Here is a 15,881-nt window from a genome sequence, read left to right on the forward strand (position 1 = left end):
CCATCGTCATGGCCCCCGCATACAGTCCACAGCAGCACGCGGCGCCGCCGGACAGCGGCGTGGAATCCGGCAAGGGAATGGGAGACGCGCATGGCAACCCACGACATCGCGGCGCAGCACCTGGCGGACGGCATCGCGGCCAGCGGCCCGGCTCCGGACCTGGCGGCCGCCGCCGCCTTCCTGGAGATGGGCGACCGCCTCGGCGTGGTCGCCCACCTCGACCCGGACCGCACGCTGGAGACCGCCGAGGTCGCCGCCGCCCTCGACCTGCCCGAACCGGCGCTCGTGCGCTACCTCGACGCGGTGGAGTCCGCCGGCCTGGTGATCCGGGAGGGCGAGGGCCGCTACCGTGCCTGCCCGGACTTCGACACCATCCGCCACCAGGCCGGCTACATCTCCTGGACCATGAACGCCAACCGGCCGTTCATCGAGAACGCCCGCGACTTCTTCACCGACTGGGACAAGGCCGCCCGCACCCATGTCCGCGACTACCGCGAAGTGGCCGTCAGCTCCCAGTGGATGGGCTCGCACGCCTTCTACCCCACCGCCCTCGCCACCATCATCGACGCCGCGCCCCGCAAGGTCGTCGACCTCGGCGCCGGCACCTGCCGGCTGCTCATCGAGGTGCTCGGCGCGGTCCCCGGCTCCACCGGCGTCGGGCTCGACTTCGCGGCCGACGCCTGCCGCGCCGCCGAACAGGCCGTTGCCCAGGCCGGGATGACCGACCGGCTCACCGTGGTCGAGCGCACCATCCAGTCCGTCGCCACCGACCCCGGCGTCCTCGAAGGCGCCGACGTCATCCACGCCGGCTTCGTCTTCCACGACATGCTGCCCGAGGAGGAGGACGTCTGCGACCAGGTGCTCGCCAACTGCCGCGAGTCGCTGGCGCCCGGTGGCTTCCTCGCCATCACCGACGCGGTGCCGTACCTGCGCAACGACCGCGAACGCCGGTTCAGCGCCGCCGTGTCCTACTACCACGGCGAGTTCATGCGCCGCAGGCTGCAGAGCGAGGAGGAGTGGGTGGAGCGGCTGCGCGGCGCCGGTTTCTCCGACGTACGCGCCCTCACCCTGGCGTTCCCCACCGGCCGCCTCTTCCTCGCCCACCGCTGATGACCCGGCCGACCGCCGCGCGCCCGGCCGACGGACCCGCGCCCGCCCCCGGCCCCGCGGCGCCGGTCGTGGAACCGCGTCCGCACCCGGACCCCACGCCCGCCGCCCGGCGCCGTGCGCTGCTCGCCGAGCCGCCCTTCGGGGAGGTCTTCACCGACCACATGGTCACGGCCCGCTGGACCCCGGACGACGGCTGGGGCCGGGCGGTCCTGGAACCTTTCGCGCCGCTGCGGATGAGCCCGGCGGCGGTCGGCCTGCACTACGGGCAGAGCGTCTTCGAAGGGTTCAAGGCCTACCGCCGGGGCCCGGACCGGGCGGTGGTCTTCCGCCCCGCCGACCACGGACGCCGGCTCGCGGCCTCCGCCCGGCGGATGGCCGTCCCCGCGCTGCCCACCGACCTGTTCACGGCCGCCACCGAGGCGCTCGTCCGCGCGGACCTGGACTGGATACCCGAGGGCGACGACCGGAGCCTCTACCTGCGCCCGGTGGTCTTCGCCGACGAGCCGCACCTGGCCCTGCGGCCGGCCCGCTCCTACCTGTTCCTGCTCCTGGCGTTCCCCACCGGGAACTTCTTCACCGGCGGACAGCGCGCCGTGACCGTGGCGGTCAGCGAGGAGTACGTGCGGGCCGCACCGGGCGGCACCGGCGCGGCCAAGTGCGGCGGCAACTACGCCGGGAGCTACCTCGCCCAGGAGGAGGCGGCCCGGCGCGGCGCCGACCAGGTGGTGTGGCTGGACGCCGTGGAGCGCCGGTACGTCGAGGAACTCGGCGGCATGAACCTGTTCTTCGTGCACGGCGAGGGCGACCGGGCCGAACTCGTCACCCCGCCGCTCACCGGCACCATCCTGCCCGGCGTCACCCGGGACACCCTCATCACGCTCGCCCGCGACCGGGGCATGCGGGTCAGCGAGGCCCCGGTGTCGCTGGCGGACTGGCGGGAGGGCTGCGCCCGGGGCCGGATCACCGAGGTGTTCGCGTGCGGCACCGCGGCCCGCGTCACCTCCGTGGGCAAGGTCCTCACGGGCGACGGCGCGTGGACCGTGGGGGAGGGCGTGCCGGGGCCGGTCGCCGGGCGGCTGTCCGCGCTCCTCGCCGCCGTGCACCGGGGCGAGGAACCCGACCCGCACCACTGGTGCCATGTCGTGGACCGGTCCGCCCCGGGCGGGCGGGCCGGCCGGGAACGGGGTTGACGGGCGGCCCCGCCGAGTGGAAGGCTTGTCCCATGATCTACTGAGTCGCGGGCGCTGCCCCTCTCCTCGGCAGGCCCCGATCCCTGCCCCCGCCGTCAGCCGTGGGACGTGACGTTCCCGCGACGGCGCCCGGCAGTCGGGCCCTCTCCCACTCACCACCGCATACGCGGCGGTCCGTTCCGCGCGTCCGGGCACGAGCCCGCGCCGCGGGACACCGGCGCGCGCCCCGGGCGTGCCCGGCAAGGGGGAGCCGCAGGAGACGGGCGGTCAGGTTGCTGTGTGCGTTCGACACCCCGACCCCGCTCAGGAGATCACCCATGTCCCAGCAGTCGTCAGCGTCAGCCCCGCTGTCGCCGGCACCTCCCCAGCGCGACCCCCGCCGCTGGTGGATCCTCGCCGTCCTCTGTTCGTCCCTGTTCGTGATCGTGCTGGACAACACGATCCTGAACGTCGCCATCCCCTCCATCACCGAGCAGCTCGACGCGAGCACCGCCCAGATCCAGTGGACGATCAACGCCTACACACTGGTGCTGTCCGGTCTGCTCATCACCGCCGGCGGACTGTCCGACCGGCTCGGCCGCAAACGGGCGCTGCTGCTCGGCCTGCTGGTCTTCGGAGTGGGCTCCGCGATCGGCGCGTTCGCCGGCTCGCCCGAGGTGCTGATCGGTGCCCGCGCCCTCATGGGCGTCGGCGCGGCCTTCCTGATGCCCGGCACCCTGGCCGTGCTCGTGCGCACCTTCGACAACGAGGAACGCCCGAAGGCCATCGGCATCTGGGCGGCCGTCTCCTCCGTCGGCATGGCCCTCGGACCCGTGCTCGGCGGGTTCCTCCTCGACCACTTCTGGTGGGGCGTCACCTTCCTGATCAACGTGCCGGTCGCGGTGGTCGGCCTGATCGCCATGGGCGCGCTGCTGCGCGAGTCCAAGGACCCGGCCAACGCCCGGCCCGACCTGATCGGCGCCCTGCTGTGCACCGTGTCGGTGGTCGCGCTGGTGTGGGCGGTCATCTCCGTGCCCGGCCAGGGCTGGCTCGACCCCGAGACCCTCGGGGCCGGGCTGCTCGGACTGGCCGGCGCGACGGTCTTCGTCCGCTGGGAGCTGCGGGCGCCGGACCCGATGCTGGACATGACGATGTTCAAGAACCCCAAGTTCCGCGGCGCCGTCTTCGGTGGCATCCTCAGCGCCTTCGGCATGGCCGGTTCGCTGTTCCTGCTCACCCAGGATCTGCAGTTCCTGCGCGGGTACGCCCCGCTGGAGGCGGGTGCCCAGCTCACCCCGATGGCCGTGGGCGTCCTGATCAGCAGCATCCTGATCAGCCCCCGGGTGGTGAAGAAGCTGGGCATCGGCAAGGGCGTGGCGCTCGGCGTGACCTGCTCGGCGGCCGGTCTGCTCACGGTCGCGCTGGCGCCCGACGACGGGTACCTGGTCCTCGCGGCCGGGCTGCTGCTGCTCGGCGGCGGCGCGGGCATCTCCGGGCCGCTGGTCGCCAACGCGCTGATGAGTTCCATCCCGCCTGAGCGGGCCAGCACCGGGTCGGGCGTCAACAACACCCTCCAGGAACTGGGCAGCGGGCTCGGCGTCGGCGTCCTCGGCGCGGTCCTGGTCGCCGCCTTCTCGCAGAACCTGCCCGGCGGTCTCGGCGGAGCCGCCGCCGAGTCCTTCCCCGCCGCGGTGGCCGCCGCGGGTGACGACAGCGGGCTGCTCGCCCAGGTGCGGGACTCCTTCGCCGACTCCCTGACGGTCAGTCAGCTCATCGGTGCCGCGGCGGTCCTCCTCGGCGGCTGGCTCGCCGGCGCGCTGCTGCTGCGCGCCGACCGCGCCGACCGCGCGCGGGCCGCGGCGCGGGAGGCCGAAGCGGCCGTGTCCGGTTCCGGCCGGGCGGACGGCGCCGCGGACGACCGCCCGGTCTAGGCTCCGACGTCCGGATCACGCCGCGGACGCGGGGCCGGACGGGCGAGGCGAGAAGCGGTTGGGAGTGGCCTTCCGGACGGCGCGTCGCGGGAGGCCGCCGGCGCGCCACGCGCCCCGGGTCAGTCGTGCTGCAGTACGGCGGCCCGGCGCTGCGCCCCGACGGCCGCGGGCACCGGCGACGGGGGTTCCGCGGCCTTCAGGGCCTCTTCCAACTGGTCCGACAGATGGCGGACCGTCGACACCAGCGCCTGCTGCTGGGTCGTCAGCTTCTGTACCAGTGAACGCAACTGGCGCAGTTCACCACCGAGCGCCGCCGGGTCCGTCTGACCGCCCGCGCCGCCCGCGCCGCCCGGGGCGGGCACCGGCGTGCCGCCCGGCGCCCGTACGGGCCGCTGGGGCGGCACGGCGGGCTGCCGCCGCACCGGGGGAACCGGTGGCACGGCCGGAGCCGGTGACTGCGGAACGGACCGCAGGGCGACCCGCTGCGGCCCGCCGCCCTCGGTGGCGGTGGCCGCCTGCGGATCGAGCAGCTCGGGGGCGTGCGACAGGATCTGCTGCATACGCTTGCTGAGCGCCGGCACCGGATTGATGCCCAGGGCGTCCGCCAGGTGCCGGCGGGCCCGTTCGTACACCCCGAGAGCCTGCGCCTGGTGGCCGGAACGGTAGAGCGCCACCATGAGCTGGTCGTAGAAACGTTCCCGCAGCGGGTGGCTGATGGTCAGCTCCTCCAGCTCCGCGATGACGTTCTGATGCATCCGGGCGCGCAGTGACACGTCGTACAGCAGCTCCAGCGCGCTGAACCGGGACTCCTCCAGCATCGTCGCGCCGGCCGCGCAGATGGGGCCGCGGCTGCCCTGGAGCGCGGTCCCGCGCCACAGCCGCAGCGCGCTCCGCAGGGTCTTCTCGGCGAGTACCGGGTCCTTGTCGGCACATCTGCGCGCCCGGTCCACGGTCTGCATGAACAGCTCGCTGTCGATCTGCTCGGGGTCGGCGCGCAGCCCGTAGCCGGAGTCGCGGGTGATCAGCCGCTGCTGCGGCTGGCCGCCCTCCTGGTCGACCCGGTCCATGAGCCGGCGCAGGCGGTAGACCTGCGCCTGGAGCGCGTTGGCCGACCTCGGGGTGAGTTCGCCCCAGACCTCCTCCCCGAGCTTCTCGGTGGAGACGATCGATCCGTATTTCACGATCAGCGCGCCGAGGAGGGTGCGCTGCTTGTGGCTGTTGAGCGGTACACGACGCTGATGGACGTTGTCGTACAACTCGGTGGGACCCAGGACTCTGAACTTCACAGCCTTCTCCAAGAGATACGAGAACGGTTTTCCAGCGGTCTTCGTGAGGTATCTCGAACAGGCCTTCCCGAGGGATATCGAACTGCCGTCCAGTGGCTTCCCCTCCGGCCGAGTAAACGGAGTCGCCCCTGCGATGTCAACGCCACCCGGAAGGCGGACGGTCGGCCCTCGCGGCGCCGGTCAGGAACGGCTAGAGGACGGCCTGAGGAATGAGGCAGAAGGGTTTACCGGCGCCGGAGGGCCGCCTGACGGAATGCGGTGCCGTACGCCCTTGAGTCACTGTCGAGTCCTTCTCCAGCGCGAGCTGTCATGCTCGAAGGTCACGCCTGTCCGACCCCGGCCCGGTGCCGGGCCGCACTTCCCCCGGAAGGAACCGCATGACCTCTCCCGAACGCCCCTTCGGCCTCGCCGACGCGCTCGACGCCTCCGACGAGTCCCAGGACACCGGGCTGCGCCACGTGCGGGGCCTGTCCGCGCAGCCGGGGGAGGGGGCCGCCGCCGCGGAGCAGCGGACGGCGGGGCCCGAGCGCGTCGTCCTCGTGGGTGCCTGGACGTCCGGCACGCTCGCCGAGGCCGAGAGCTCCATGGCCGAGCTGGCGGCCCTCGCGGAGGCGGCGGGCGGTCTGGTGCTCGACGGTGTCATCCAGCGCCGCGACAAGCCCGACCCGGCCACCTTCATCGGTTCCGGAAAGGCGCAGGAACTGCGGGAACTCGTCGAGGAGTGGGCGGCGGACACCGTGGTCTGCGACGGTGAGCTGAGCCCGGCCCAGCTGGTCCGCCTCGAGGAGGTCGTCAAGGCGAAGATCGTCGACCGGACCGCGCTGATCCTGGACATCTTCGCCCAGCGCGCCACCTCCAAGGAGGGCAAGGCGCAGGTCGAGCTGGCCCAGCTCCAGTACATGCTGCCCCGGTTGCGCGGCTGGGGGCAGTCGCTGTCCCGGCAGATGGGCGGCGGCGGAGGAGCGGGCGGGGGCATGGCCACCCGCGGCCCCGGTGAGACGAAGATCGAGACCGACCGGCGGCGGCTGCGGGAGAAGATCTCCAAACTCCGCCGCGAACTCGACGAGATGAAGACCGGGCGCGACGTCAAGCGCATGGAGCGCAGGCGCAACAAGGTGCCCTCGGTCGCGCTGGCCGGCTACACCAACGCGGGGAAGTCCTCGCTGCTCAACCGCCTGACCGGCGCGGACGTGTACGTCAGGAACGCGCTGTTCGCCACGCTCGATCCCACCGTGCGCCGCGGCCAGACCAGCGGCGGCCGTACCTACACCCTCGCCGACACCGTGGGTTTCGTCCGGCATCTGCCGCACCAGCTCGTGGACGCCTTCCGGTCCACCCTGGAGGAGGTCGCCGAGGCGGATCTCATCCTGCACGTCGTGGACGGTACGCATCCCGACCCGGAGGCGCAGATCGAAGCGGTCCGGGCGGTGATCGGGGAGATCGGCGGTGCGGGCGTCCAGGAGATCGTGGTCGTCAACAAGGCGGACGCGGCGCCCCCCGAGGTGCTGAGCCGCCTCCTGGAGGCCGAACCGGGCGCGGTCGCGGTCTCGGCGCGCACCGGGCAGGGCTGCGACGCCCTGCTGGCCCGCGTCGAGGAAGCCCTGCCGCAGCCGGACGTCGAGGTGGAGGTACTCATCCCCTACACCCAGGGCCACCTGGTGTCCCGCGTCCACGAAGAGGGCGAGATCCTCACGGAGGACCACGACGAGAACGGCACGCGCCTCAGGGCGAACGTGGACGCGCGGCTCGCGGCGGAACTGGCCGCCTATACGACCCTGTCCTGACCCCTGCCTGTCCGGGGCCGTCCGTCCTCCGACGGGCGGCCCCTTCGGGTGCGCTCGGGAAAAGCCGTCCCGGCGTCCGGTGAATTCCCGGTGCGCCTCTTTCCGTCCGTCCTTGAGCGGCTTTCGAGCGGCCGTGCACCACGCCGGTTGTGGCGGGGACCGGGCGCCTTCTACGGTGATAGCGCAGAACCCGGTTCGGGAGATCCGCCGCGGCGATGTGCGTACACCGCTGCCGGACCCCGTCCCTTTTCCCGCACCCGGCCGCCGGAACGCGGCCGCGCCGGCCCCTGTCGCCCTGTGTCGAACAAGGGAGCGCGAGCAGTCCAGAATCCGTTCCGGTATGCGCCGATGTGCCGCCGGGCCGCTCCACCGTTTCGGCCCGGACGGCCCGGACCCCTTTCTCCCCCGAGGAAAGGCCCCACCATGTCTGTGTCCGCGCCCCTGCTCGACGCGAAGGTGCGTTACGGCCGGGACGGATGGCTGCCGTTGCCCCACACGCTCAGCGATCCGGACGTCAGGAAACTCCGGCAGCGCATCGAGGGGATCAGCCGGGAGCAGCGCCCCGAAGTGGTCCTCGAAGAAGGGTCGTCGGCCGTACGGGCCTTGCACGGCTGCCACGACTTCGACGAGGTCTGCGCCCGGCTCGTCCGCCTGCCCGCCCTCGTCGGCCTCGCCGAACAGCTCCTCGGCGGCCCGGTGTACGTCTACCAGTTCAAGGTCAACATGAAGCAGGCGCACGAGGGCGCCGCCTGGCCGTGGCATCAGGACTTCGCGTTCTGGCACCACGAGGACGGGATGGGCGCCCCCGACGCGGTCAACATCGCCATCTTCCTCGACGACGTCACCGACGAGAACGGTCCGCTCGAAGTCATACCCGGCAGCCAGCACGCCGGGATCGTCGAGGACACCGCCCGGCCGGGCCGCGAGCGCAGCCACGACTGGCGCCACCACGTCTCGGCCAAGCTGGAGTACGTCGTACCGGACGAGATCGCCGGCCGGCTGGCGGGCACCTTCGGGGTGCGGCGCCTCACCGGACCCGCCGGCACGGCCGTGGCCTTCCACCCCAGCATCATCCACTCCTCCTCCAACAACACCTCCGCACAGCGCCGTTGCGTGCTGCTCATCACCTACAACCGCGTCACCAACACCCCGGCGCACCCGGTCAGGCCGCCGTTCCTGGTCAGCAGGGACAGCACTCCGGTGGTCCCGGTGGACGCCGACCGGCTCTGAAACCGCCGCCGCCCCGGGCACCATCGTGCCGGGCCGGGGCGGCGTGACGCGCCGCGCGGCGCGGTGCGGTGCGGTGTCAGCTCCGGACGGCGGCGAGGGACGCCGGTTCCAGCGTCATCCGCGCGCCCTGCCAGCGCCGGCGCAGCCGCCGGTCGTGGCTGACGACGACGAGGGTGCCGTCGTAGCCGAGCAGCGCGGCCTCCAGTTCCTCGACGAGCGCGGGGGAGAGGTGGTTGGTGGGTTCGTCCAGGAGCAGGACGTCCCACGGCCGGCTGAGCAGCCGGGCCAGGGCGAGCCGCTGGCGCTGCCCGGTGGACAGGCGGCCCACCGGTACCGAGAGCTGGTCGCGGTCGAACAGGCCCAGGGCGAGCAGCCGGTCGGCGTGCTCGGCGGGCTCTGTGGAACTGCCGCGGGCGAAGGCGGCGAGCACCGTGTCGCCCGGCCGGCCGGGGCGGGGCTCCTGGGGGAGGTGGCCGATCCGGCCGCGGCGTACGACCCGGCCCTCGCTCGGCGCCAGGTCCCCGGCCAGCACCTGGAGCAGGGTGCTCTTGCCGCCTCCGTTCGGCCCGGTGACCAGCAGCCGTTCCCCCGCCGGCATCTGGAGGCCGACCGGGGCGAGCCGGCCGGTGACCGCGACGTCCTCGGCCTGGAGCAGGACGCCCCGCAGCGGGCCGGACCGCAGCACGGGAGCGAAGCGCAGCGGCTCCGGCGGCGGCGGGACGGGGCTCGCCAGGAGGCGGCGCAGCCGTTCCTCGGCCTGCCGCACCCGGCTGGCGAGCGACTGCTGCACGCGCCCCGCCGCACGGTCGTAAGCCATCTTGTTGCCGTCCTTGATGGCGCGTCCCGGGGCCACCCGGCGGGCCGTGGTCGCGGCGGCCTCCCGGTAGCGGTCCACGTCGGCCTGCCACCGCTGGTGCGCCTGGGCCCACCGCTGCCGGGCCGCCGCCTTCTCGGCGAGGTAGCCGGCGTAGCCGTTGCCGTACCGGACGACGCGGTGCCGGTCGGCGTCCACCTCCACCAGGGTGGTGGCGACGCGCTCCAGGAAGTCCCGGTCGTGGGAGACCGCCACCGTGGTGCCGCGACGGCCGCGGAGGTGGTCCTCCAGCCAGCCGAGGGCCTGCTCGTCGAGGTGGTTGGTCGGCTCGTCCAGCAGCAGCACTTCGGGGGAGGCCGCCAGCAGGGCGGCCAGGCGCAGCCGGACCTGCTCACCACCGGAGAGGCCGCCCACCGTGCGGTCCCGGTCCAGCCGGCCCAGGCCCAGGCCGTGCAGGGCGCGCTCGACGCGGGCATCGGCCTCGTAACCGCCACGCAGCTCGAACACGGTCGCCAGTTCGCCGTACTCGCTCATCCCCGATTCGTCGCCGGCGGCCATGGCGGCCTCCAGGGCGCGCAGCCGCCGTTCGATCGCCCGGAGGTCGCCGAGGGCCCGGTCGACGATCTCCTGGACGGTGGCACCGGGGGGCAGGTGTCCGTCCTGCGCGAGGTATCCGACACCGCCCTCCGCGTGGACGACGACCTCGCCCTGGTCGGGCCGGTCGCGCCCGGCGAGCAGGCGCAGCAGTGTGGTCTTGCCCGAGCCGTTCTCGCCGACGATGCCGGTGCGCTCGCCCACGGCGAACGTACAGGTGACGGCGTCGAGGACGAGGCGGCCGTCAAAGGACTTGGTGACGTCCGAAACGGTGATCTGCGTAGACATACATGCACTCCGAAGCATTCGAGAACGAGGCGGCCGGCATCGGCTGCGGGACCGGGTGAACGCTTCGGAAGAGCATCGGCGACCTCACTAGTGCGACAACAGTTGCATTAACATGGTGACATGGTGTCGTCCCCGAGAGCAACCGGATCTTCGGTCGTACCCCGTCCGGGCGGCCGTACCGGCCGGATCCGCAGGCAGGTGCTCGACGCCGTCCGCGCGGAACTGGTCGAGCACGGCTACGACGCCCTGACCGTCGACACCGTCGCCGCCCGTGCGGGCGTGCACCGCACCACCGTCTACCGGCGCTGGCGGGACGTCGGCGGTCTGCTCGCGGACGTGTTCGACACCGCGGGCGACGACACGTGGCGGCCTCCGGACACCGGTTCCCTCCTCGGCGATCTGCTGGCCCTGAACGACGAGGTCCTGGCGGCGCTGACCGAGCGGCCGCCCGCCACCATGGCGCTGATCGCGGCGTCCTTCCGTTCCGAGGAGGCGGCCCGCGCCCTCGGCCGTTTCTGGGAGGACCGGTACGCCCGCTGCGAGCCGGTCGTACGGCGAGCCGTGGCGCGCGGCGAGGTGCCCGCCGGCACGCGCGCGCGGCCCCTGCTGATCAGTGCCACCGCGCCGCTCTACCACCGGCTGGTCCTGATGCGCGTGCCCGCCGAACCCGGCCTGGCCGCCCTCGCGGCCAGGAGCGCCGTCCTCGCCGCGTCCGCCGGCGCGTTCACCGCCCCGGAACCCGGCGACACCTGAGCACGCCCCGAAGGGGCGGGCACCGGCGCGGGACGAGGGGACCGTCACGTCGTCCCCGCTCGACCACCGGCACCCCGGCCGGGGAACGACGGATGGCAGAGTCCTTTTCCCTTCACCCGGGGTGTGCGGGTTTTCGCTCGTGCGTACGCGGACGGGCCGGCGTGGGCAGAACACATCCGTCAGAGTCCGGAGCCGCAGGCCGGGACGGTCGGGAACCGCGCGCCCCCGCTCCGCCAGAAGCGCGCGCACCTCTCCGATCGCCCGGTGACGGTGGAACGGTCGACACCGAACAGCAGCCCCGGCACCGAGCGCGGCGGGTCGTGCCGCGTCGCCGAGGGGGTGGTCGACGACATCAGCCAACGGGGTCAGGCACCTGTTCGCCGCCCGCGACCTGGGCAAGGAAGAACCCCACGGCCACACCAAGTCGAGGAAGCACCGGACCGAGTTCCTGGAATTCCGCTGTCACCCGCGCGGTCTCCAGCCGCCCGGGATCCGCATCGCGTTCGTGCTCGACGACTTCTCCCCGGACCTGACCACGAAGAGGGACAGCCGCGTCGGCGACTGGGCCGCGGCGAACAGCGTCGGACTCGCCTGCACGCCGACCGACAGCTCCTGGCTCAACCGCGTCGAGGCCCGGTTCACCGCCCTGCGCCACTTCACCCTGGGCGGCACCGACCACACCACTCACAAAGAACAGGGCAGCATGATCCGCCGCCACATCATCCGGCGGGACCAGCACACTGCCGACGAACGCCTCCGCGCGGTCGTGGCCGAGGCCGACGTCGCCCGAATCGGAGTGTTCCCGACGACTGTGTCACCGGCCGCATCGATCCCCGCGCCGTTCGCCGCTCGTCAGGGCAGGCGGGCGTGCTCGGCTCGGCTGGCAGCGATCCGCTCACGCGCGAGCGTACGGGCCCGCTCGGTGTCGCCGCCGGTGAGCCGGGCGAGGATCGTGGCGAGCGGCCTGATCCGGCCCCAGCCGCCCCAGTGGCCCTCGGGGATCTCGGTGGGGAACACCCAGATCCGGCTGGCGTCACGCGGCCAGGCGCCGTGCTCCGCGTCGAGGATCGCCTCGGTGACCTCGGCGATGACGCTCGCGCGCTTCCGCTCGTCGAGCTGGCCTTCGGGCACCGACGGGACGACCTTGTAGCGAGGCGCGTCCGCGGGTTCTCCGCCGACGTAGATGGCGGCCGGTCTGTGCAGCCAGAGCCAGGAGACGGAACGGCTCACCGGGTCGGCGGGGTCGAATCCCTCGTTGCGGACGAGGATCTCGGTGATGCGGTTCAGCAGCGTCGCCTCGGCGTCCGGCTGGAGCGCGCCGTCGGGAATGTACACGTCGAGCATGGGCATGGCCGATCTCCTTAGTGAGTTTAATTCTTCAACTCAGGGGGGAGCCTACGAGGGCTAAGTACAGCTTGTAAACCCAGGCGGGTACACTCGTCCCATGGAGATGCGGCGAATCGACCCGGTGAACTGCTCGGTGGCGCGCGCCCTCTCGGTGGTGGGGGAGCGCTGGTCGCTGCTGATCGTCCGTGAAGCGCTGGACGGTGCGCGCCGGTTCGGAGAGTTCCACTCCCGCCTCGGGATCGCCAGGAATCTGCTGGCGACTCGGCTCGAGACCTTGGTGACCGCGGGAGTGATGCGCCGCGTGCCCTATCAGGAGCCCGGGGACCGGCAGCGCTTCGCCTACGAGCTCACCGAGCAGGGCCGGGCGTTGCGGCCCACCCTCGTGGCGCTTCTTGAATGGGGCGACACGTACCTCGCCGACCCGCAGGGCCCGTCGGTCATCGTCCGGCACCGGCCCGTCGACGAGGGGAGCTCCTGCGACGAGCCGGTCAAGGTCGTCCTCGAGTGCGCTGCGGGGCACAGCCACCTTGCCCCGGAAGACGTCTGCCGCACGCCCGGGCCGGGTGCGCGCCTCGTGGAAAGCTCCTGAGATCCCGGGATCGACAGCAGTCCTCAGACCGTGTCCTACGTGGTGAGGCGGATGAGTCGCTTGTTGCAGCACAGAGCGGCGGCGAGACCGAGAAAAGCCGGGTGGTTGCGGGGATCGCGTTCGTAGCGGGGGCTGAGTCGGCGGTAGCCGGACAGCCACGTCATGGTGCGCTCGACGACCCAGCGGCGTCCTGATCGTTCGCCGGACTCGGTGCCTTTGCGGGCGACGCGGACGCCGATGCGCTTGCCGCGGAGCCATCTGCGCAGGTCGGCTCGGTCGTAGGCTGCGTCCGCGCGCAGGCGCTGGGGCTTGAAGTACCGGCCGCGGTGGGGGCCGTGTCCCGTTTGGTGACCCTCCACCATCGGCTTCAGCCCTTCGCTGTCGTGGGTGTTGCCGGCCGAGACGCCGGCGAGGAGAGGCTGACCGGCAGGAGCCCGTCACTCCCGGACCGCACCAGCCCCACCCCCACGAGCTGCGGTGGATGAAGCAATCCCCTTGCCGGCCGTACCGGCCCACCGCCGACCGTACCGGCCGCTCTCCGGCCGTCGTTCCCGAACGGTCCTCGGCCGACGGTCCCTCACTCGCACCTGAAACAATGACGATCAGTCACAGCGGGGCGGCGCGACCGGTTGCGCACCGTTCTTGCCGCGGCTGGGGAGGACGGTGCTCGGCGACGGTGTGGCTGAGGGCGGCGATGCCGTCGGAAGACGGGCTGAGGATACGGAGTGCTGCTGTTCATGCGGTTTCGAAAGAGCGCTGTCGTCGCGGTTGTGTGTGCCTTGGTCGCTGGTGTCTCGGGGGACCGTGCCGGCACCTCCGCGCCCGCAGGGGGACCTGTGGAGGACCTCCTGAACGGCAGGGACTGGGCTCACTTCGCCGGCGGGAAGCCTACGCGCACAGGGATACGGGTCACACCCCTCGACCGGCGCATCACACGCCAGGACGGTACCGGCGGACAGCCGAACCCACCGGTGAACCTGCGCGGTCCCCACATGGCGTTCCGAGGGGATGTCCGGATCGAAGCCGGCCTGCGGCGCACGGATGACACGGATGCCTACCTGCATCTGTACGGTGAAACGCCGGTCATCTACGACGAATGGCGCTACGAACGGCGCGGTGTGCGCATCGGCGTGGTCGGCGGGAGGCTCCGGATCGACCGCTGGGACGGGGACTCCGACAGCCCTGCGATGACCCGGACCTTCGGGAGCGGCCTGGGACTCGAAGTCCGCCTCGCTGTCGAAGTCCGCGCCAACAGGCTTGTGCTGGAGGCCGACGGCGAGGTCGTGGGAACCGTTCCCGCGCGGGACGTCTTCGGCAGTGGCCGCATCTGGTTCGGCGCGGACGCGGGAGCGCGCGGAAAGGGCTGGACCCTCAGCGGTCTCCACGCGCGGTCACTGGGACGGGGCCGGATGTCCGTCGTGGACGCGCCTGGCCTGCGAGTGCCCCGGTCCAGCGACGCGATGCGTGATCTGGCGGCGGTTCTCCCACGCCCGATTCGCATGGGAACCGCCGTGGCCGCGGGCCCCTTGCTGACTGACAGCGCCTACCGCAGGACGGCGGGTGAGGAGTTCTCCATGCTTACGCCGGAGAACGACTTCAAGCCGCAGTTCGTCCAGCCTCGACGCGGCGTGTTCGCGTTCGCGGAAGGCGATACCTTGGTGGACTTCGCCGAGGCCAACAGGATGAAGGTGCACGGCCACACCCTCGTCTGGTTCGAAGCACTGCCCGCATGGATGCGTGCCGAGATGGCGGACGAGCAACGCAGACGCGTCATGGTGGAGCACATACGCGCGGTAGCGGGTCACTTCCGGGGGAAGGTGGCGGAATGGGACGTGGTGAACGAGCCCATGTCCGACGAGGATGAGGACTACGTCAACGGCAACCGGGGCGTGCGGCCACAGTTGTGGTTCGACGCGATGGGCGAGCAGTACATCGACATCGCCTTCCACGCTGCCCGCGAGGCCGACCCGCACGCGGTGCTGTACCTCAACGAGTACGGGGTGGAGGAGGACGGTCCACGCTGGGATGCCCTCTACGCGCTGCTGATCCGGTTGAAGGAGCGGGGCGTTCCGATCGATGGCGTCGGTTTCCAGGACCACGAATACGCCGCCGGCGACCGTACCGACCCCGAGGTCTTCCGACGCAAGGTCAGGGCTTTGGCCGGGCTCGGTCTGAAGGCCCGGGTCTCGGAGGCGGACGTCCTCGTCGACGAGGACGAAGAGGACATCCAGGCCCGCCAGCTGGCGGGGAAACTCGCAGTCTGCGGCGAAGAACCCAACTGCACCTCGTTCTCGACCTGGGGTTTCACCGACAAGTACGGCTCCACGGCTGACCTGCGACACTATCCCCCGAGTCCAGGAAACGCTCTTCCCTGGGACGCGGCGTACGAGGTGAAACCCGCCTACTGGGCACTGCGTGACGTTCTGGACGACGCCCGCCGCTCAGGTACTGGACAGGTACGGCGAACACCGCGAACGACCAGTGGGACCGTTTCGTCCTGATTCCGCAGATCGCGGGGCTGGGGGTGGGGCTGGTGTGCTCCGGGAGTGACGGACTCCTGCCGGTCAGCATCATGGTCACTGCGGGGTGATCGCCGGTCACCCCTGGACCGGTGTTCGCGAGGACGAGGCGGGGCCCGCAGGAGGGTGGTCGCGTGACGGGCGTTCATACGGACCTCGGTCAGGATGTGCCAGGACGTGAGGTGGGCGGACCCGTGCTCGCCGGCGGCGCGTCCGCGGCTGATCAGCCGGTTCGCTTCCTTCTCGGCATCGGTGAGTCGGTGGTTCCGGGTGGCCTCGCGGCCGGTGATGATCACGGGGTCGTCGTCGCGCTGGTCGTCCAGGCCGGCGAAGCCGAGGTCGGCCAGGGCGCCGGGGCCGGCCTCGCGGAGATGCGCGGTGATCTCGTCGTGGCGGGCGGCGGTGATCTCGCTGGACCGGCTGGGCCGGGCGGAGGAGATACCGGCCGGCTCCGCGCGCAACAGCTC

The 15,881-nt window shown here is 72.2% G+C and carries 11 protein-coding genes and 2 pseudogenes; 8 read left to right on the plus strand and 5 right to left on the minus strand.

Annotation, left to right across the window (positions count from 1 at the left end):
• Positions 1 to 90: 90 nt before the first annotated feature.
• The 3 genes from Sdagh_RS33365 to Sdagh_RS33375 all read left to right on the plus strand — a co-directional run bounded on the left by Sdagh_RS33365 (position 91) and on the right by Sdagh_RS33375 (position 4,210).
• Positions 91 to 1,110: a methyltransferase gene (locus Sdagh_RS33365; RefSeq protein ID WP_189413844.1), complete on the plus strand. Its 1,020-nt coding sequence runs from the start codon at positions 91 to 93 to the stop codon at positions 1,108 to 1,110.
• Complete coding sequence (locus Sdagh_RS33370) at positions 1,110 to 2,300, plus strand: branched-chain amino acid aminotransferase (RefSeq protein WP_190010687.1); 1,191 nt, start codon at positions 1,110 to 1,112, stop codon at positions 2,298 to 2,300. The genes Sdagh_RS33365 and Sdagh_RS33370 overlap by 1 nt, the downstream gene beginning before the upstream one ends.
• 317 nt (positions 2,301 to 2,617) lie before the next feature.
• Positions 2,618 to 4,210, plus strand: a complete 1,593-nt coding sequence (locus Sdagh_RS33375; protein WP_189413848.1) for an MFS transporter — start codon at positions 2,618 to 2,620, stop codon at positions 4,208 to 4,210.
• Between the two features lie 119 nt (positions 4,211 to 4,329).
• Here Sdagh_RS33375 and Sdagh_RS33380 read toward each other — a convergent pair whose 3' ends face one another.
• Positions 4,330 to 5,496, minus strand: coding sequence for an AfsR/SARP family transcriptional regulator (locus Sdagh_RS33380; protein ID WP_189413850.1), 1,167 nt, complete (start codon positions 5,494 to 5,496; stop codon positions 4,330 to 4,332).
• Between the two features lie 377 nt (positions 5,497 to 5,873).
• Here Sdagh_RS33380 and hflX point away from each other — a divergent pair, with 377 nt between their 5' ends.
• Positions 5,874 to 7,280, plus strand: a complete 1,407-nt coding sequence (gene hflX / locus Sdagh_RS33385; protein WP_189413852.1) for a GTPase HflX — start codon at positions 5,874 to 5,876, stop codon at positions 7,278 to 7,280.
• A 423-nt stretch (positions 7,281 to 7,703) separates the two neighbouring features.
• A complete protein-coding gene (locus Sdagh_RS33390) occupies positions 7,704 to 8,510 on the plus strand; it encodes an L-proline trans-4-hydroxylase (protein WP_189413854.1) in 807 nt (268 codons plus the stop codon).
• Between the two features lie 76 nt (positions 8,511 to 8,586).
• On the opposite strand, the gene abc-f is transcribed toward Sdagh_RS33390, so the two are convergent.
• Positions 8,587 to 10,206, minus strand: coding sequence for a ribosomal protection-like ABC-F family protein (gene abc-f / locus Sdagh_RS33395; RefSeq protein ID WP_189413856.1), 1,620 nt, complete (start codon positions 10,204 to 10,206; stop codon positions 8,587 to 8,589).
• Between the two features lie 120 nt (positions 10,207 to 10,326).
• Between abc-f and Sdagh_RS33400 the strand changes: the two genes are divergently transcribed.
• Positions 10,327 to 10,959: a TetR/AcrR family transcriptional regulator gene (locus Sdagh_RS33400; protein WP_190076422.1), complete on the plus strand. Its 633-nt coding sequence runs from the start codon at positions 10,327 to 10,329 to the stop codon at positions 10,957 to 10,959.
• A 168-nt stretch (positions 10,960 to 11,127) separates the two neighbouring features.
• On the opposite strand, the pseudogene Sdagh_RS33405 reads toward Sdagh_RS33400, so the two are convergent.
• Positions 11,128 to 11,285: pseudogene (locus Sdagh_RS33405) on the minus strand (helix-turn-helix domain-containing protein); the annotation flags it as partial.
• A gap of 526 nt (positions 11,286 to 11,811) precedes the next feature.
• A complete protein-coding gene (locus Sdagh_RS33410; RefSeq protein ID WP_190076423.1) occupies positions 11,812 to 12,309 on the minus strand; it encodes a tautomerase family protein in 498 nt (165 codons plus the stop codon).
• A gap of 94 nt (positions 12,310 to 12,403) precedes the next feature.
• On the opposite strand from Sdagh_RS33410, the gene Sdagh_RS33415 reads away from it, so the two are divergent.
• Positions 12,404 to 12,895, plus strand: coding sequence for a winged helix-turn-helix transcriptional regulator (locus Sdagh_RS33415; RefSeq protein WP_189413861.1), 492 nt, complete (start codon positions 12,404 to 12,406; stop codon positions 12,893 to 12,895).
• 35 nt (positions 12,896 to 12,930) lie between these two features.
• Here Sdagh_RS33415 and Sdagh_RS33420 read toward each other — a convergent pair.
• Positions 12,931 to 13,320 (minus strand): annotated as a pseudogene (locus tag Sdagh_RS33420) (transposase); the annotation flags it as partial.
• 300 nt (positions 13,321 to 13,620) lie between these two features.
• On the opposite strand from Sdagh_RS33420, the gene Sdagh_RS33425 reads away from it, so the two are divergent.
• Positions 13,621 to 15,396, plus strand: coding sequence for an endo-1,4-beta-xylanase (locus Sdagh_RS33425; protein WP_190076424.1), 1,776 nt, complete (start codon positions 13,621 to 13,623; stop codon positions 15,394 to 15,396).
• The last annotated feature ends 485 nt before the right edge of the window (positions 15,397 to 15,881 follow it).

This window comes from Streptomyces daghestanicus (assembly GCF_020521275.1).
In the GTDB taxonomy this organism is placed as follows: domain Bacteria; phylum Actinomycetota; class Actinomycetes; order Streptomycetales; family Streptomycetaceae; genus Streptomyces; species Streptomyces griseoviridis.